The sequence below is a fragment of the Bythopirellula superficialaquae genome, from assembly GCF_059632245.1.
In genome coordinates, this window is sequence record NZ_CP197426.1 from 2,982,312 (window position 1) to 3,001,210 (window position 18,899).

At 49.5% G+C, this 18,899-nt stretch carries 14 protein-coding genes and 1 pseudogene; 13 read left to right on the plus strand and 2 right to left on the minus strand.

Going from position 1 to position 18,899, the window contains the following annotated elements; translation table 11 throughout:
* Nucleotides 1-10 precede the first annotated feature (10 nt).
* The 11 genes from SH678x_RS12195 (at nucleotide 11) to SH678x_RS12245 (ending at nucleotide 13,841) form a co-directional block, all read left to right on the plus strand.
* Entirely contained in the window at nucleotides 11-979 is a 969-nt protein-coding gene (locus SH678x_RS12195; protein ID WP_496918724.1) for a sugar phosphate isomerase family, read from the plus strand.
* Between the two features lie 25 nt (nucleotides 980-1,004).
* Nucleotides 1,005-2,024, plus strand: a complete 1,020-nt coding sequence (locus SH678x_RS12200; protein WP_496918725.1) for an amidohydrolase family protein — start codon at nucleotides 1,005-1,007, stop codon at nucleotides 2,022-2,024.
* A gap of 15 nt (nucleotides 2,025-2,039) precedes the next feature.
* Complete coding sequence (locus SH678x_RS12205; RefSeq protein ID WP_496918726.1) at nucleotides 2,040-3,485, plus strand: xylulokinase; 1,446 nt, start codon at nucleotides 2,040-2,042, stop codon at nucleotides 3,483-3,485.
* Nucleotides 3,486-3,495: 10 nt separating this feature from the next.
* On the plus strand, nucleotides 3,496-4,566 hold the full coding sequence (locus tag SH678x_RS12210) for an amidohydrolase family protein (protein ID WP_496918727.1): 1,071 nt from the start codon (nucleotides 3,496-3,498) through the stop codon (nucleotides 4,564-4,566).
* Nucleotides 4,567-4,667: 101 nt separating this feature from the next.
* A complete protein-coding gene (locus tag SH678x_RS12215) occupies nucleotides 4,668-5,531 on the plus strand; it encodes a class I fructose-bisphosphate aldolase (protein ID WP_496918728.1) in 864 nt (287 codons plus the stop codon).
* An 86-nt stretch (nucleotides 5,532-5,617) separates the two neighbouring features.
* Complete coding sequence (locus SH678x_RS12220) at nucleotides 5,618-6,391, plus strand: glucosamine-6-phosphate deaminase (RefSeq protein WP_496918729.1); 774 nt, start codon at nucleotides 5,618-5,620, stop codon at nucleotides 6,389-6,391.
* A 228-nt stretch (nucleotides 6,392-6,619) separates the two neighbouring features.
* On the plus strand, nucleotides 6,620-7,405 hold the full coding sequence (locus SH678x_RS12225) for a PIG-L deacetylase family protein (RefSeq protein WP_496918730.1): 786 nt from the start codon (nucleotides 6,620-6,622) through the stop codon (nucleotides 7,403-7,405).
* Nucleotides 7,386-8,312 carry a sugar phosphate isomerase family gene (locus SH678x_RS12230; RefSeq protein ID WP_496918731.1) on the plus strand — a complete coding sequence of 309 codons (927 nt, stop codon included), beginning with the start codon at nucleotides 7,386-7,388 and terminating at the stop codon, nucleotides 8,310-8,312. Before SH678x_RS12225 ends, SH678x_RS12230 begins: the two co-directional genes overlap by 20 nt.
* A 48-nt stretch (nucleotides 8,313-8,360) precedes the next feature.
* Nucleotides 8,361-10,619, plus strand: coding sequence for a carbohydrate kinase family protein (locus tag SH678x_RS12235; RefSeq protein ID WP_496918732.1), 2,259 nt, complete (start codon nucleotides 8,361-8,363; stop codon nucleotides 10,617-10,619).
* A gap of 57 nt (nucleotides 10,620-10,676) precedes the next feature.
* Nucleotides 10,677-11,606 (plus strand): N-acetylglucosamine-6-phosphate deacetylase, encoded by a 930-nt coding sequence (locus SH678x_RS12240; RefSeq protein WP_496918733.1) that lies wholly within the window; start codon nucleotides 10,677-10,679, stop codon nucleotides 11,604-11,606.
* 408 nt (nucleotides 11,607-12,014) lie between these two features.
* Entirely contained in the window at nucleotides 12,015-13,841 is a 1,827-nt protein-coding gene (locus SH678x_RS12245; protein ID WP_496918734.1) for a sodium:solute symporter family protein, read from the plus strand.
* A gap of 167 nt (nucleotides 13,842-14,008) precedes the next feature.
* Here SH678x_RS12245 and SH678x_RS12250 read toward each other — a convergent pair.
* Nucleotides 14,009-14,440: pseudogene (locus SH678x_RS12250) on the minus strand (integrase core domain-containing protein); the annotation flags it as partial.
* 75 nt (nucleotides 14,441-14,515) lie between these two features.
* Here SH678x_RS12250 and SH678x_RS12255 point away from each other — a divergent pair.
* A protein-coding gene (locus tag SH678x_RS12255) for an IS3 family transposase (RefSeq protein ID WP_496918735.1) occupies nucleotides 14,516-15,699 on the plus strand; the annotation gives its coding sequence in 2 pieces (ribosomal slippage) (nucleotides 14,516-14,783 and nucleotides 14,783-15,699; 1,185 coding nt in all).
* Nucleotides 15,700-15,933: 234 nt separating this feature from the next.
* Nucleotides 15,934-16,422 carry a CBS domain-containing protein gene (locus SH678x_RS12260; RefSeq protein ID WP_496918736.1) on the plus strand — a complete coding sequence of 163 codons (489 nt, stop codon included), beginning with the start codon at nucleotides 15,934-15,936 and terminating at the stop codon, nucleotides 16,420-16,422.
* A gap of 306 nt (nucleotides 16,423-16,728) precedes the next feature.
* Here the strand turns inward: SH678x_RS12260 and SH678x_RS12265 are convergent, their stop codons facing one another.
* Nucleotides 16,729-17,550, minus strand: a complete 822-nt coding sequence (locus SH678x_RS12265) for a PEP-CTERM sorting domain-containing protein (protein WP_496918737.1) — start codon at nucleotides 17,548-17,550, stop codon at nucleotides 16,729-16,731.
* Between the last annotated feature and the right edge of the window lie 1,349 nt (nucleotides 17,551-18,899).

The window sequence follows — 18,899 nt, forward strand, 5'->3', positions numbered from 1 at the left end:
AAGCAATAGCGTGGGATCAACTTTTTCATACAACGAATTTGATTACGAGCTTTCTCAAAACTTAGATTTTCGAGACAAGGAAGTTTGTCGACGAGTTAGACAAATTAAACGAGAAGAAATCACACATTCGCCATCCGAAATGCTCAAAATCCGAGTGATTGAGCATGAATTGGCTTTTCATTTCAGTTACGTCATGAGCATTGTGTCTGGCATTAAAAGGGCGTTAGACGAAGGACGAAAGCAGTATATCCTCATTCTACCGGCGCCCAATCCTAACTACGCATTTGTGGCGAAGATGCTGAACGACTTGAATATCCCCTGCCATCATGTTCATACATTCAATATGGATGAATATGCAGATGAGGAGGGAAATACCGCTCCCAAAGATTGGAAGGGTGGCTTTCAGTATTGGATGTACCACGATCTGTTCGATCAAATACGTCCTGAACTACGAATGCCAGAAAGCCAAATTCATTTCCCAAGTACTTCCAACGTTAACAACTACAGTAAAATGCTAGAGGATTTGGGGGGAGCTGATGTCTGCTATGGAGGAATAGGGTGGTCGGGACATATCGCTTTTTTCGAACCACATTTGGGTCGTGAATTTATTGGTGACATTGAGGGCTATCTTGAGCAAGGAACTCGTATCGTCGATCTGCATCCAATCACTGTCTGCCAAAACTCACTTTATGCAGATGCCGGAAGTGCCGGTGACTGGTCGTGGGTTCCACCTAAGGCTGTCACGATTGGACCACGCGAATTAAAGAACTCTAAGCTTGTGAGTTTTTGGAACGGCTTTGGAGCGGGAGAGTCGATTTGGCAAAGATTTATCACGCGACTGGCTGCTTTTGGCCCCGTGACTCCACTTGTGCCTGCAAGCATTCTGCAGATTATTACTAGTGAGCTTATTCTCTCTGGTTCCGTCGCAGCGGACTGCACTTCGCTATCTAGTGAAAGGCGTATCGAGATCGCATTTTGAATTTTGTTGGCTCCGGATATATTTTATGGCTACCAGACATTTAAGCCGAAGCGATCTCGAAGGAAAGCTCATTGATTGCCATTCCCACGTCGGTGTAGGTATTGGTGGATTTCTCCGAGATGAGTATCCCTATGCGCAAACTGCCGAAAGCCTCTACTATCGCCAACTAGCAGGCAGAGTAGACGTAAACGTTATTTTTCCATTCTTACCGGACCTTAGTTTTGATCTTTCAAAGCTTAGAAATGGGCAGAAAGTGCTTGCTAGCAAACCACTTTCTTGGCCACCGTACTCGGTCGAGAATCGCATGTTAATGCGAGAAGTGTTTGACTATTGCCCTGAGCTGTCTAGGAGATTTTTGCCTTTCGTATCTGTTGACCCAGCACGACACATTGTTGAACAACTCGAATCACTCGAAGAGCTTGATAAGAACTACCCTATTTACGGCATAAAAGTTCATCCAGTTGGTTGTCTGTCACATGCAGCCGCATTGTTGCATGAAGGACAACTACTACTAGACTTTGCGGAGAAGCGAAACATACCCTTTTTGTTTCATGCGACAACACTGCCCAACGATGAGTATTCTCAAGCTTCCGACCTCTTAAAAATCGCCGAGAATAGACCCAAATTGCGGTTTTGTTTAGCCCACTGTCTAGTTTTTAACCGTGAGATGCTGCTCGCAGCAGACGCGGCAGCCAATGTTTGGGTAGACACCGCGGCAATCAAGATTCAAGTCGATCTGGCTGTCCAGTGCGTCGCCGATGGTATGATCACCGCAGCTTCACTATTGGAGGCCGATTACTCAGATTATTGCAAGGTTATGACTGTGATCTGCGAGAACTTTCCTAACACAATTATTTGGGGAACAGACTCGCCTGCCTACACCTATTTTTGCACTCGACACCAAGGAGATGGGATACTTCAAGAATATGCATTGAAAGGCCGCTACGAAGACGAAGTCACTGCCCTCAATGCTTTAACTTCCACATTGCGTAGAATAGTTTCCAATAAGAATACCCTTGATTATCTTTTTGGTAGCACATCTTGATAGGAGGGTGTTTTTATGTATTTAGGCCTTGATTTGGGAACGTCGAATGTGAAGGTTCTTGTCGTCGACGAACTAGGGCGTGTTGCCGCACGTTCGAGTGTATCGGTCAATCGAATAGAAACAGGTGATGGTGGCGTTGAACAAGATATTGAAGAGATATGGCAAGCCACATGCACAGCGATTCGCCAATCAGTTTCCGCTATAGATATTGAGCAAATCTGTGCAGTGGGAGTTTCAAGCCAAGGCGCGGCATTACAACTTTTGGACAACAATAATCAGCCGTTGGGAAAAGTAGTAAGCTGGCTAGATAGTCGAGGCCTACCATTTGATAATGCACTTACAAAAGAGCTCGGCGGCAATTATTTTATCAAGCATACAGGACATGGGACTAGCGGTCTGACTATCGGCCAGCTTTTACGAATCCAGCACCTCTTTCCTGGTACATTGACGCGAGATAGACAAGTCGCTTTCGTCGGTGACATTGTCGTAGGCCGGCTTTGTGGTAGACGTGCCCACCATGCCACGTCTCTTGCTATTGCCCTGCTTTACAATAGCTGGCTCGGAAAGGCCGATCCGGATCTGCTAACGCGACTTGGAATAACTGAGCAGCAACTGCCTGACCTGCTGTCTATTAAGACTCCTTCCGGCGAGATAACGTCAGATGCAGCCAAACTAACAAACCTGCCAGTGGGTATTCCCGTATCGGCGGCAGTTCACGACCAATATTCAGCTTCTCTGGGAGCAGGTTGTGTTAATGCTGGTTCCACATGTATCGGGACAGGAACCGCTTGGGTAATCCTTGCGAATACTTCTTTGCTACAAGTTCCTGTCACCGAAAATGCATTTGTTTGCCAGCATCTTGTTGAAGGACTTTTTGGACAGCTACTTTCGTTGGGAACGGGTGGCTCGGCCCTAAATTGGGTGATGGGATTAGCCCGCACAGGCATTTTCTCAAGAGAAAATGTCGACCAATTGGTGCAAGAAATTAAGGCGGGTAGCGATGGGCTCGTATTTTGGCCGCGCTATCCTCATCTAGCTTCGGAGCAAAAACCGATGGAGTCCCAACTTTCAGGCATTAAACCATGCCATTCTTTCCAGCACCTACTCCGGGCTGTTTTGGAAGGGTTAGTCTGTGAATTGAATCGGCATTTGCAACTCCTAGAAGATTCCAACGTATCAGTCGGCGACATATGTCTGTGTGGAGAGGGCGCGGCAAGTAACATTACGCCGCAAATCATCGCTGATATTTCAGGGCGGCCAGTTAGATGTATTAATGAGCCATTTGTAAGTGCCCTCGGTGCAACATCAGTGGCCAGATATCTGGCAAACCCAGTCGGACGAGATCTGCGGGACGTAGTTCTAAGTAACATTCCGTCTGCTCGCACTATTGAACCTATGAGTAAGCACAAAGTTTATCAGGACTTGTTCGCCAAATATATGCAGCCATTTTCTGCAAACTAGCATAGAGCTTATGAATCCAACGCATTTGCATCATGTCTGGGAATATAGAGATATCGATCTGCAATTTTGGCAGGATCATCTTGAAGAATGGGTACCTCGAACCATCTTTGATTCGCACACACACATTCACGAGCCTGAACATCGCCTGCATCCGATGACCGACGAAATGCGCAGACAGTATTGGGTTAACGAAGTTTTCGAGCCTATTGGGGCTCAAGCTGCCCAGCGTTGCTACCAAACTGTCTTTCCTAAGAGAGATTTCTCTTGCTTGGCGTTTGGCATGCCGAGTCTTGATTTTGACATCAATTCTGGCAACAAACGTCTTTCGGCCGAAGTGACCGAAAGAGGCTGGAAATGCCTGGCACTAGTTCGGCCTCAATGGTCCACAAACAAACTGCAAGAAGAACTTGATCGTCCAGGCGTTGTTGGAGTCAAGCCGTATTATGCACTGATTGAACACACCCCCAATAGTCGCGATGAATATCTCGAGGCCAGCATTTTTGATTTCTTGCCTCACCATCAATTGGAGATACTTGATTCACGCCGATCATGGGTAACACTTCATGTTCCCAAGGCGACTCGGCTGGGCGATTCGCAGAATATCGCTGAGATCAGAGCAATCCGTGAACGTTATCCTGGCATCCAATTAGTATTAGCTCATCTAGGAAGAAGCTACACCCTTCCGCATGCCGAAGAGTCGCTTCCTTTGCTTTCTGATGACCCAGGAATTTATTTCGATGTTTCTGCTGTCTTGAATCCTGAAGTGTTGCGATTTGCTCTAGATGTTATAGGTCCAGAACGAATTCTCTATGGGACTGACAATCCAATTTTTTATATGCGAGGGAGACGTAAATGGCACGGAAGATCTTATCAAAATCACACCAACTATCCCTTCCACTTTAATCAACAGCGAGAGTCTCCTGAAATTGAAAAGAGATACACACTCTTTATGTATGAGGCACTTAAAGCGTTGAAGCAGGCGTGTGAAGAAACTTCCCTAGAGCGGCAGCAAATCGAGCAGATTTTTAGTGGCAATGCCAAATCGCTTCTCAGGCAGATAATCAAACACTCCACGAGTTGATATTCACGAAGCCTTGCGTTCTACGAATAGACGTATGTTTTCTGCTTCAAAAAATGTCCGGGTAAGTATTCCTTCGCTTGTCTCTTAGATCGAGAATCCACTTGTTAAAATCATATCGTATAAATCGCTTGTTTCACCCACGATCACATAGATGCTTTAACGTAGCAATTGATCACGGATTCTTCAACCAGCCAGGCTTCCTGCAGGGGATTGAGGATATTCGTTCTGTAGTTAAAGCACTTGTTGAGGCAGGGCCTGATGCGATCCAACTTACCGTTGGCCAAGCCAAACACCTTCAATCTATACCGGGCCGCCAGAAACCCTCGCTAGTGCTGCGTGCCGACATTGCGAATATCTATGGGCACGATCTTCCCACCTCCCGTTACAGTGCAATGTTAGCCAATGCGGCGATACAAGCAGTGCAGCTTGATGCGACATGTATTTGTGTAAATCTGTTCCTCATTCCTGGGGCACCAGATGTAAACCACCAATGTATATCAAACATCCTACAACTTAAGCGAGAGTGCGATTCTTTGGCACTGCCTTTGATGATAGAGCCCCTAGTCTTTCGACCTAATTCGGAAAAGGGAGGATATATGGTTGATGGCGATGAAATCAAGATAATGCATCTCGTCCGACAAGCTGTTGAGCTAGGAGCAGACATTATCAAGGCAGATCCCACAGATGATGTAAAGGTCTTTCATCGAATCGTGAAGATAGCAGGAGACGTGCCCGTGCTTGTGCGAGGCGGAGGAAAAGTATCGGATAGTGAAATCTTGGAAAGAACATGGCACCTGCTGCAGCAAGGTGCATCCGGTATTGTTTACGGGCGGAACGTGATCCAGCACAAGAGTCCTTCGGGGATTACGAAGTCCCTGATGGCGATCCTGCACGAAGACGCAACACTTGAGCAAGCAAAGCAAATTCTCCTCGACTATTCTTCGAGAGAGCGATACGTAATCTGAATCTCGCACCGGTCATGAATTTATTTCCGTTTTCGTGAAAAGCAATCATATTCCTACCTTTTGAAACCAATACTGAGTTCAGTTACATGAAGATCCTAAATCAGAGCAACATAACATTCCATATACATCCTTCCAAGGACGAAGCCGGACGTGCCGCAGCTAAGGCAGGCGCAGAAGTAATCCGACAGGCGATTGCAGAACATGGCAAGGCCTTCATAATCGTTGCGACAGGCGCTTCACAATTTGAAATGCTTTCAAATTTGGTACGGGAAGATGACATTGACTGGTATTGTGTAACGGCCTTCCACCTGGACGAGTATGTAGGGCTGCCTATTTCTCATCCTGCTTCCTTTCGCCGCTATCTTTGGGATCGCTTCATCAAACAATTGCCAGCGCCACTCCGCATGTTTCATTTTTTGAATGGTGATGCTGCCGACCTGCAGACCGAATGCAATCGCGTTGGGAAATTGATTCAAGACTACACTATTGATGTCGCATTCGTCGGAATAGGTGAGAATGGACATTTAGCGTTCAACGACCCACCAGCAGACTTTTGTACAGATAAGGCATACATAGTTGTCGAACTTGATCACAAGTGTCGCTTGCAACAGTTCAATGAGGGTTGGTTTCCAGATTTGGAGAGTGTCCCTTCTGAGGCCATCACAATGACAGTGCCGCAAATCATGAAAAGCACGTCTATCATATGTACCGTACTTGACGAGCGCAAGGCAGAAGCCGTTAACAATTGTTTTTCAAATGAAGTAAGTCCAGCCCGACCTGCTTCTGTTCTACAGCGACATAAAGGAACGAAAATCTATCTAGATGAGAATGCAGCGTCACTTCTAAATATGGAGTATTAAATTAGTGAAGCCTCAATCTGAGTCAAGTGCTGGCCGTTGACTCATCATTCTTTCAGCGTAAGAGACCGGTGAAGAGCCACGGTGATCCTATAGCACCCTGTAGTTGGTGAGATTTTCTGCCGTGAGTAAAAGTAAATTTCAATGCAAGAGTGGTACATTGAGACGATCTCAATCTGTGAGAATCGATCTGGAAAAGAATAAGGTCTGCAGCACTCTGGAGTTAACATCATGAAGGCGAGCGTTCCAAAAAGGCGGGTGGTTCTATCGCTACTAGCGCACCCCGACGATGCCGAAATTCTCTGCGGAGGAACGCTACTTCGTTTGCGAGATCTGGGTTGGGATGTACACATTGCCTCCGCCACTCCAGGTGACTGCGGTTCGGCGACTTTATTGCCAGACCAGATTGCCTCAATTCGACGCAGCGAAGGGCAAGCGGCGGCCCGTTTGTTAGGTGGTACATTCCATTGCCTAGAGGAACGCGATGTCAATGTTGTATATGACAAAGGCACGAATCGAAAGGCAATCGACTTGTTTCGTCGTATTGCACCTGTATTGGTTTTTACCCACCCTCGATTTGATTACATGCTGGATCATGAGCAAGTCCATCAACTTTCGCGAAGTGCTGCTTTCAGCTATTCGATTCTCAATGCATCGACGTTGCCTTTGCATGCTGACTCCGTGATTCCCTGGCTCTACTACTGTGATGCGCTAGAGGGACGTGACCCCTATTCAGGCCACTTAATAGAACCATCTGCTTCAATTGACATTACCAATGTCATGGAACGTAAAATCGAGATGCTCGCCTGCCATGCCTCTCAACGCGAATGGCTACGTGCCCACCATGGCATCGATGAGTACCTTGAACACATGAAACGCCATAATGCCATGCGAGGTCGGGCTATCAACTCTCAATTCGCCGAGGCATTCACCCAACATCGCGGACATCCTTTCCCCACAACGGACATCCTTCACGAGCTTCTAGGAGGCAATAGAAATGCCACGACCAATCAGTAAGGTGGCCGCAGAATGGTGGGATTACACCACACTCGACCCCGAAATACTAAGTGACGCCGCTCGTCTGTCTGTCGAAGATCTTCTCGCTCTCTCGCGAGAAGGTTTTACTATCAAAGTGTATGATACGTTAGAGGAGTTCTATTGCGCTGAGGCTCTTGAATACATCAAAGTCTGGCAACAGAGCACTTCTGACAATCCGGTAGGGATATGCGGACCCATCGGGCCAACGGAACAGCTTCCGCTAGTAGCCAACATAGTCAATGCCCTCGACATCAAACTTCGTAATGCACATTTTTGGGGAATGGATGAATGGGTTGAAGATGGCAAGGCAGTTTCGACTGAACATCCCTTATCATTTGCTAGGGCCGATATGGAATTGTGTTTTAACCGAATTCGACCGGCGTTAGCGATGCCCGTTGAGAATATTCACTTTCCAACGAATCTAGAGGCGTATTCCAAAAGTTATGATCAAGTGCGTTGTGCGCTGATGCAAGGTGGGCAAGGAGAAGTTAAGCACTGGGCATTTAACGATCCTCCAAAGCGCGAAGGCAAGTATAAAGATCAACCGCCCTCACCAGAAGAGTATCGCCAGCTTACTACCCGGATTACCGATCTCCACCCGATGACTGTCATCCAAAATGCACGGACTTCGGGAGGGGGATATGTACCTCAAGTTCCGATTCGCGCTGCGACGGTAGGCCCGGTCGAAACTTGGAAGGCCGACTGCGTATCGATTTGGCATCCAGGACATCATGACAATCCTTTCGGCATTCGTCTTTCGGCACTGATGATTAGCAAGCAGATTCCTGACTCCTCGGTACCCATGTCGTTACTCGCGGATCATCCCAATGTTTGCTTCAGTTACTATCGCGGTGGAGTCGGAACGGTCGCAACAGAAATGCATTAACGCTTTGAAGACAATTCCAAAAATACATGGTTGGTGTTTTGGACTCCCATGAGAACTAAGTCACTCGACAACAAGATTGCTAATATTCTCGCGAATACTTCGTCTCCCGACTTCATTTTGGCTGACGCAAAAGACGCTGATATGGCTTTTGGCATTGCTGCGCCAGGCAGAAATGATGCGGAGAATCGCTGGCGGACGTTGCAAGAATATCGAGAGATCATCCGGCAGAACGTCGAGCAAGGCTTGATCGACATTATGCTGATGAGCGTTAGTTCCCATGAAGTTCTTACTTCTAATCGAAAGATTTTTGAAGAAAGTTCCGTCACACCGGCCATTCGTGCTAATGATACAACTGATATATGGCTTGCACGTGGCGGAATCTATGCCAATCAACCTTCTTGTCCATTTGCGTCGGCGTTGCTCGGTCGCAGAAGAGACGAGGATTTTCCGTTGCCTGAAGAGAGAGACGCTGATCTAGGGCTTTACTCGATAACGTTCAACAATGACTCAATTCTCGATGCTCAGTCCCTCGCCGCATACCAAGTATTTCGTCAGAAGGCCGAGAAACTAGGCTTCCGCCATTTTCTGGAAGTCTTTGACCCAAACTGCCCGGTGCATCCAGTCGCTGACGTTGGTGCGTTCGTGAATGACCAAATCGTACGCACGCTGGCAGGTGTGGCGGAACGTTCACGACCGTTGTTCTTAAAAATGGTTTACCATGGCCCTGCGTCCTTGGCAGAACTCGTCTCGTATGACTCGTCCCTTGTCGTGGGAATACTAGGGGGATCAGCTGGCACGACCTACGATGCTTTCCTTCAACTTTGGGAAGCCAAGAAATATGGCGCACGCGCGGCACTTTATGGTCGCATGATCAATAACGCTGAACACCAACTTTCTTTTATCCAGCATTTACGATACCTGGCCGATGGACAAATCACTGATCCAGCTGAGGCCGTTCGATCATATCACGGCCAACTCCAGCGTCTTGGCATTCCACCTCGTCGCATTCTCTCAGACGATCTTATAGTCACCAATCGTGTTCTTGATTACTCAGCGACTCGGCGACTCACACCTGCAGCATCCGAAAAATCAAGCTTACAGCGCTCGACGCCAGAAGTGGTGGTGGCCGGACATATTTGTCTGGATGTGACGCCTAGGTTTCCGCAAGTGAATACTAAACCATCAATTGCCCCAGGAAAACTTTATGAAGTTGGTCAGGTCGACTATGCTGCCGGCGGATGCGTTGCAAATACGGGACTAGCATTACTTAATCTCGGAATCCCCACTTCGTTGATGGGTAAAGTGGGAAACGATCTTTTCGGAATGCAATTGCTGAAAGAGCTTGAAGAAACCGACGCGATTTCAGCCAGGGGAATGATCATCACTTCTGATCAACCTACAAGCTATTCGATCGTGATTGGCCCGCCTGCGGTAGATCGTAGTTTTCTTCACTATCCTGCGGCGAACAGCACATTCATTGAAGACGATATTGAGCTATCAAGAATCAACGGCGCCAAGGTATTTCACTTTGGCTATCCGCCACTTATGGAAAAGTTCTGGAATGATGGTGGAGATGGTTTGGCCAAGCTTTTCCGCTGCATCAGAAAGGGTGGAACAATGACCTCGCTGGACATGGCAATGCCTGATCCGTCCACCGCAGCTGGTCAAGTCGATTGGTCAGCATGGCTTGAGAAGGTCCTACCTTACGTTGATCTGTTTTCTCCGAGCATAGACGAAATAAACTACATGCTCAACCCAACCTCTTTTGATAAGCAAGGGAGTGAATTTGGCCATTTGGAAACACAGAGAATTAATCTAGATCAGCTCAGAAACACTGCAGATCGATTGATCTCCATGGGTGCCACCATCGTCGTCTTAAAACTTGGCGCCTTAGGTCTTTATCTGAAATCTTCTGCTATACCACCTCAGATCACTCAGGCTTTCTACAAAGGAAGAGAAAATATTGACCAATGGTTGGAACGCGAGCTCTACACATCTTGTTTTGAAGTGCAGGTAGCATCTACTAATGGAGCTGGGGACCGAACAATTGCAGGTTTCTTGGCCGCGTTGGTGCGCGGCGCCGACCCGCCTCAAGCGTTGGAGAATGCGGTGGCCGTAGGCGCGGCTAGCGTCGAGTGTCTGGATCCAGGCCAAAAAATGGTCTCCCTGGATGCAATCAGGGAGCGAATCGCCGGCGGTTGGAGACGCAACCCAGTAGAGAACTGCATTAAGTTGCAATTCACTCTTGGGAAATATGGATGCTGGCGAGGCAATTTAGATCAAGCATCAACTACCGGCCATAAGTAACAATGTGGCGAAAGATGATATCGTAGGGAAAGTAGCAACAAGAATCAAAGGCTTCATATGAGACCTTCCCCAGGTTTTGTGGATCTTCAAGTCAATGGACATGCCGGCGTTGATTTTAATGGAGATCATTTAGACGTTCGTGAGGTTGAACTTGCCTGTGACAAAATGCGTAAAGGCGGAGTCGCGGGAATCCTCGCTACAGTGATTACCGATGATATCTCATTAATGTGTCACCGAATCAAGAATATTGTGCAGGTCTGTAATACAGAACAATCGATCAAGAATATGATATGGGGTATCCACATTGAAGGACCTTTCCTCAATCCTAATCCTGGTTTTATTGGCGCTCACCCGAAAAATGCAGTACGTCCCGCAGACTTAACTTTGATGAGTCTCTTACTTAGAGCTGGCGGGGACTTAGTAAGAATTGTGACCCTGGCACCCGAACAGGACCCAGATTGCAAAGTTACTCGCGAGCTCGTTTCACGTAGGATTATCGTTTCCGCTGGTCATACGGATGCAAGCATCGACCAGCTGCGTATAGGAATTGAGGCAGGCCTATCAATGTTCACTCACTTGGGCAACGGCTGCCCACTCCAAATGCATCGGCACGACAATATCATACAAAGAGTACTTAGCCTAACTGATCAGCTATGGATCGGATTTATCGCTGACTGCGTGCATATTCCTGCGCCCGCTTTAAGAAACTATCTGCGTCTAGCAGGTGAAAATGCGTTTGTCGTGACCGATGCAATTCAAGCCGCTGGACTCGGACCTGGAAGTTATAAATTGGCAGGACAAACTGTAAATGTTGATGAAGATCTATCGACATGGTCGTCCGATAGGAGCCACTTAATCGGATCGGCCTCTACGATGTCTAATGCCGTAGCGAATTTGCACGACAAACTAGGCCTCAATGAAGATGAAATCCACAGAATGACTTCCACGAATCCACGCCGCATCCTGCTATTACCAGACGATTGCTAGAACAATCACCGTGTTCTTTAGCACATTAATTACGCGACTTGTTCCCCATGATGAGTAATACAGATTTCATTATCCGAAGCCCTCTCGTCCTTAAAAATTTTTGTGATTTCAACTGCTTATTGCGATACGTTATGAGAGATTTGGTTCAGGCTTGAATCCTGCCCTGCACGCAATAGCTCAACTAAGTACTGCTGCCTAGCTTGGAGTCTGTGCGGTGTTGGAGAGAGTAATATGGCTAGCTCGGCAACAAGAAAATGGCAACGACATTGAATAACATCATTGATTCTAGGAGCGAAGCAACTTGTCGCATACTAAATCGCCAAGGCAACAAGGAGCAGTGCGACTATAGCAACCTCTGCGTATGCATGCGATTGCCTGTCTTACTTAGATTGTAAACAAACATTGTCTATGAGAGGTGCTGAAAGCATGAGGTTGGCAACAATTGACTGGCTCATTTTAGTAGGCTTTTTTCTATTAACCTTGGGAATTGGGTTTGCCGTTGCCAGGCAAGCAAGCAAAAATTCTAGCGAGTATTTTTTGTCTGGTAGAAATATGCCGTGGTGGCTGCTCGGCTTCTCAATGGTGGCCACCACCTTCTCAACGGACACGCCAAATCTTGTCACTGACTTGGTCCGCGAGAAAGGTGTCGCGGGTAACTGGGCCTGGTGGTCATTCTTAATTACCGGCGTTGTAACGGTATTCTTCTATGCACAGCTTTGGCGACGCACAGAAATTCTGACTGACCTTGAATTGTACGAAATTCGATACAGCGGCAAGGCAGCACGATTCCTACGTGGATTTCGTGCATTATATCTGGGTATCTTTCTAAATATTATAATTATGGCGTCGGTCTCCGTAGCGGCAATCAAAATAGGCGAGACCATGCTGGGATGGAATCGCTATCAATCTCTAGGGATCGCGATGGGAGTCACTGTTGCCTTCAGTTCAATGGGAGGTTTTAGGGGCGTAGTTCTGACCGATTTCGTTCTATTTCTGTTCTCTATGTCAGGTTCGATAGCGGCGGCATATTTTTCATTAAATCATGAAAAGGTCGGCGGCCTCGAATCTCTATTGGATAGTCCTATTCTTGCGGGAAAGCTTGATATGCTTCCAGGAATCACGCCTGATTCACCATCAGAATGGTCATCGCTACTTAGTCTTCTACTAATTCCACTCTTGGTGCAATGGTGGAGTACCTGGTACCCAGGGGCTGAACCTGGTGGTGGTGGATTTTTGGCTCAGCGTATGTTGGCCGCAAAAAGCGAGAATCACGCAGTTGGTGCAATATTCTTTTTTCAAATTGCTCACTATGCGATAAGGCCTTGGCCTTGGATAATCGTTGCCCTTTGTTCTCTGATTGTCTTCCCAACAGTGGAAGACATTCAGGCAGCATTTCCCAATGCGAAAAATGTTGCGAATGACAGTGGCTACTCTGCCATGTTAACGTTTCTCCCACCAGGCTGGTTTGGATTAGTTCTCACTTCTTTAGCTGCGGCTTACATGAGTACTATATCGACGCACCTCAATTGGGGAGCATCTTACGTTGTAAACGATTTTTGGAAGCAGTACATCGAACCCACAGCAAGTGAAAGGAAGCTAGTTTGGGTTGGCCGCTTGTCTACTATCGGCATGATGCTAATAGCTGCTTTGGTAGCATTTAAGATTGAGAAGGCAAGCGACGCCTTTAATCTCTTGGTCGCCTTAGGCGCTGGGACCGGTGGAGTTCTCATGGCGCGATGGTATTGGTGGAGGGTCAACGCTGCATGTGAAATAGTCTCTGCCGTTGCGGCGGCTGTGGTCTGCCTGACCTTTCAGCTTGCTTGGTGGGATACCAGCATATCCGATTACCTAGGAATCTGGTCGATTCCTCTTCAGGTAGCTCTGGTGACATCAGCATGGCTCATTGCGATGTATCTAACAAAACCAACTGAGTTTTCGGTGTTAAAAAAGTTTGTTGAGCATTCGAATCCTGGAGGACCAGGTTGGCGATATGTTTTCGATGAAGCGGCCCGGCGCATGGAGAAAATTTCCGTCACCAAAGGTGGAACTGATTTTTTCTCGTGTATTCTAATCACCATTCTCTCTTGCTTCCTTATCTATGGACTTCTATTTTCGACGGGAAGTTGTCTTTACGGAAACAGAATTCTCAGCGTTGCCTGGGCAATAATCGCTTTAATATCAGGAGTGGGAGTCAAGCTTATATGGCCAAACATTACCAAGAGCCTCAATGAATAATGCGATAGCTTATGACTTCCAACAGTCGCGGGAGCCGGAGAGTATTTGCTTAACAAAGCCCCCACTATACAAGCAACCTAAGTAAAGTCGGAAGTCTTAAAGGGAGTATTTAGTTCGAGATGTGGTGCGGTAAATCATTGACCTGCCCCCAAGAATGGAACCAATTCTTAAGTTAGTGTTGGACCTGTTCCAACGCCAGCCTGCTTCGTTCGCTGAGGCGTAGCCGAAGCGAACGAAGCAGGCTCGATCGCCTCGGGTGCGGGTGGGCGGTAGCCGAGCGAGCTGTGTGGCCGCACGGTGTTGTACACGTGTCGCCAGCGCTCGATCAGCACCTTCGCTTCCAACAGTGTGTCGAAGACTTCGCGGTTCAACAGTTCGTCACGCAGCTTGCCGTTGAAGCTTTCGATGTAACCATTCTCCCAAGGACTGCCTGGCTCGATAAAGAGCGTCTTCACGCCGACGCGAGAGAGCCACTCTCGAACCTTCGTCGCGGTGAACTCCGAACCGTTGTCACTGCGGAGGTAGGCCGGCACCCCACGACGCACAAACAGGTCGCTCAGTCGCTCCAGCACGTCCTCGCTCTTGAGGCTTCTCGCCACTGACCTGCCCCCTTCACCCGAGACCACACCTGAAGCGAGAATTTGGTGGTGGTTGTAAGCGAAGGAGGATCATCGATGGCACGAGGAAACAAGTTCACAGCGGAGCAGATCATCACGAAGCTGCGTGAGGCAGAGGTCCTATTGGCTCAGGGTCAGAAGGTCCCTGAACTTTGCCGGCGGTTAGGAATTTCCGATAAGACCTATTACCGTTGGAAGAAGGAGTACGGTGGTCTGCGGATGGACCAGGCGAAGCGTCTGAAGGATTTGGAGAAAGAGAACGCTCGTCTGAAGCGTCTGTTGGCGGACGCGGAGCTGGATAAAGCGATTCTGCGGGAGGCCGCCTCGGGAAACTTCTGAGCCCGGCGAAGCGGCGACGCGCGGTGGCGTATGTGCGTGATGCACTGGGCCGCCAGTGCGTGACCGAGCGTCGGGCATGTCGCGTGTTAGGGCAGGTTCGAAGTACGCAACGACGCTGTCGCTATGCGGCGAGCGACGAGCCGCGTCTTATGAAGCGGATTGTGGAGTTGGCCACCGAGTATGGGCGATACGGCTATCGCCGGGTGACGGCCTTATTGCGTGAGGAAGGATGGCGAGTGAACCACAAGCGGGTCGAGCGGCTGTGGCGTCAAGAGGGGCTGAAAGTCCCTCAGAAACAGCCCAAGCGGAAGCGTCTGTGGCTGGCTGATGGATCGTGCATCAGGCTTCGGCCGGCCTACCAGAATCACGTCTGGAGCTACGACTTCGTGGCGGATCGGACGAGCGATGGCCGAGCCATTCGGATGCTGACCCTGATCGACGAGCACACCCGTGAGTGCCTGGCGATCGACGTGGCGAGAAGCCTCAAGAGCGAGGACGTGCTGGAGCGACTGAGCGACCTGTTTGTGCGTCGTGGGGTGCCGGCCTACCTCCGCAGTGACAACGGTTCGGAGTTCACCGCGACGAAGGTTCGAGAGTGGCTCTCTCGCGTCGGCGTGAAGACGCTCTTTATCGAGCCAGGCAGTCCTTGGGAGAATGGTTACATCGAAAGCTTCAACGGCAAGCTGCGTGACGAACTGTTGAACCGCGAAGTCTTCGACACACTGTTGGAAGCGAAGGTGCTGATCGAGCGCTGGCGACACGTGTACAACACCGTGCGGCCACACAGCTCGCTCGGCTACCGCCCACCCGCACCCGAGGCGATCGAGCCTGCTTCGTTCGCTTCGGCTACGCCTCAGCGAACGAAGCAGGCTGGCGTTGGAACAGGTCCAACACTAACTTAAGAATTGGTTCCATTCTTGGGGGCAGGTCACGATCGTCGGAGCGGTGGCCAATCTCTGGCGTAATAAATAAACTGCAATTGTCTCGAAACAGACGCATGAGGGACGTGGCATTGGACCGCCGTGCGTACCTGCTATACTCACATCGGTGCTGAGATGCCACTGCAATTATTCGACGCGGAGCCGTCACTCACGTTTCGCATATGGCGGGACAGTTTACTATTTTAGGAGCGTGCTATGGGCAATTCTACTCATCAATTAACGGCCGAGGATTTGATGCAGCGAGACATTGTCGCCGTCAAGGCCAACGATACATTGAGGGATGCCCTCAAACTGATGACAGAGAACCATGTGACGGGTTTGCCAGTCATGGATGGAAAAGGCCGGTGCATTGGGCTAATTACGGCGAGCGACATTCTCAATTACGAACAAGAGCACGCGGATGACTCGCCGGAGGACGGCACGGCACAATTCTTCGATCCGGAGACACAACAATGGAATAGTGTGCCGTTGTCGGTGTTTGGCCTGGAAGAGTTCGGGGAGGTGCAGGTGGGCGATGTCATGAGCAGACAACTTATTTGGGTCGACCGCCATACGTTACTCAATGATGTTGCCCGGCGCATGATCAATGATCGCGTCCATCGCGTACTGGTAATGGACGCAAACTCGAATCTGTTTGGCATCATCACAGCATATGATGTAGTACGCGTCGTCGCTAAGGAGTGAAAGTCTGGCAGGTCATGTTGTCGCGTTTGACGCCACTTAGCTGCTCATCGCCATTCTAACTGATTTGGTTTCGAAGGCACCGTATTCGCGGGACGCGTCCGATTCATCCTGCCGGGGGGAGCGGCACTGACAATGTCTGCTTAGCCAACACATCGAGCTTCTGCACCGTCTCGCCCCTTCGTGAGATGACGCACGTGGGGACGTTTTCAGGCGAGGCCTACCTCAAAAAGCTCGGGGACACGTTTTTCGGCACAGGTTTCGTGCGTCAGAAAACGTGTGTCACGAGGGTGGATTTTTGACTAACTGTTACGCATCAATGAGTTCGGAGACTCGCCGACGCCTCGCGAGCTTTCCAACCGCTACGGTGAGCGACAACAGCATCCAAGTTGACGGCTCCGGAACGGCTAAGATTGTAACCAGGGGTGGTGGTGATCCGTAGTTGTTCTGCCAAGCGGCTAGGTCTCCGGGACTGGAGCCGTTCGGCGAGCCGCCGCGTTGCCAAATCAAGAAATCTCGTCCATCGACATCTCCGTCATTGTCGTAGTCACCATTTGGACCGGTAGACGCGACCGAGACCGAAGCGTTGTCGTACCACAAGTGGGCCGTGCTTCCAATGACGGCGCCGTTGGTCGCGCCGAGCTGAAGGGTCACGCCGCCGCTCACATTAGTTCCGGCGGTGGTCGAGAAAGCAAAGTGGGTCCAGACGTTCGGGTTGACGTTCAAGGCCAGCGGTCCACCACCGAGGATTTGGGCCTTGGAAACACCTCCACCTGAAATCTCGGAAAAAAACTCGGCAAACGCAACTCCACCAACTCCCAACGATCCGCGGGCGTCAAACGAGATCATGATGGCCTGGCCTGGCGTGACGATGCCGACTCCAATATTTGCTTGCTTGATGAGCGAATTGCTAGTAATTGTACTGTTGTTGATTTCGCCGGCGAACGTTCCCGCAGCCGGATTGACGGTCGTAACCGTTTGCTGACCGACACCGGTGGGTAACTGAGTCCATCCTGTAAAATCACCTGTTTCAAACCCTCCGTTGGTGGTCAGCTCGGTGGCTGAGCTAAAAGGGCAACCGATCGCGGCTGCGGAGGCAAACAAAATGAACCATACAGATTTAATAAACATGAGTTCTCCCTGACGAAACAGCACAGAAGAACTCTCCCTGACAAGTTCGCCGGCGCTACCGTTCGATCCACGCAATCGTTTCCCATTTGGATTGAGCCTGGAACTGATCCGTGCTCGTCATGTAGCCCATTGTGCCTTATTACACTGAAGTTACTAGATAACAGCAACTGTTTCCCGAATATCTGCTTATCCCAGAGGGAAATTATGGCATGTCAAAAACCTTTCGGCGGCTCTGTGAGGAGGTGAGTACCAAACCTTCAGAATCGTTCGTTTCTCGGTAAAAATCGCCCTAAAGCGTATCGCCAACAAATCTTCCGACCGCAAGTTCCCCAAACTTGTGTCGCAAATCAAAGTGTCATCATACGTAGTTTTTGACACAGCTCTACGGGGCCTCGGGACCAAGTTGCCAAACCGAGTCGCACTTCGAAGCAGTCAAACTCTCACCGCTATCTGACCAATGAGGGCGTGTCATTACGCTTGACTTGTCGAGCGAAATGTCGGTTCGTCATGGGCGCGCAACACCATGGCCTGACCAGGGCGGCTAGAGCGAACGAAACAAGTTTGCCGGAACAAGCGTCGACTGAGAGTGCGTATGAAAAAAACGGTCGAATTGCGGCAATTGTCAGGGATGGAAGAGTTTCTAACTTTAGCTGTTCGAAGCATTGCTCGTCCGGGCTTTGTGAGTTCACTTCTCATAGAACCAAGCACCTGCCAGCGTTGCCACAATTATGGCAGGTACGGTAGCTGTCGCCAGTACGAGAACTTCCACTAGAGGAATGGATAGGAGCGCAATCCATTTAGCAGACTGCATGGTGGCGATCACCCACCAGGCAAGTCCAGCTATAACTGCTGTCTTCGGTCCTTGGCCGTAGCTTTGGTCGGAGAGCCGCATAAAGCCACATAACCCAAACGCCCGCCGCAGAAGCCGATTCAAACCACAGAGCTAAACCAAACGCCCAATCGGGAGGGGCATGACCAGACTCCCGCCACCAACCAGCGCCGCAATTTTCGACCGGCAACCGCTACAATTTTCAATTGCGATTTACAGCCTCCAGCGACTTGCCGGAATGAGGCCCGCCGAGGTCTGTATCATGCGTCCGCGTGATATCGACAGGTCGAGCGAAGTCTGGATCTACAAACCCCAATGGCACAAGACCGACTACGCCAACAAAGAACGGTCGATTCCCCTGCGGCCTAAAGCACAAGGAATATTGCTTAGATACCAAGCCCGGGACGCGGAAACCTATTGCTTCTGACCCTGCGATTCGGAGGCCAAGCGTCGCGCCCTGCAGCACCTTAATCGAAGGACGCCCATGAGTTGCGGCAACCGTCCCGGGGCGTGACGGGTC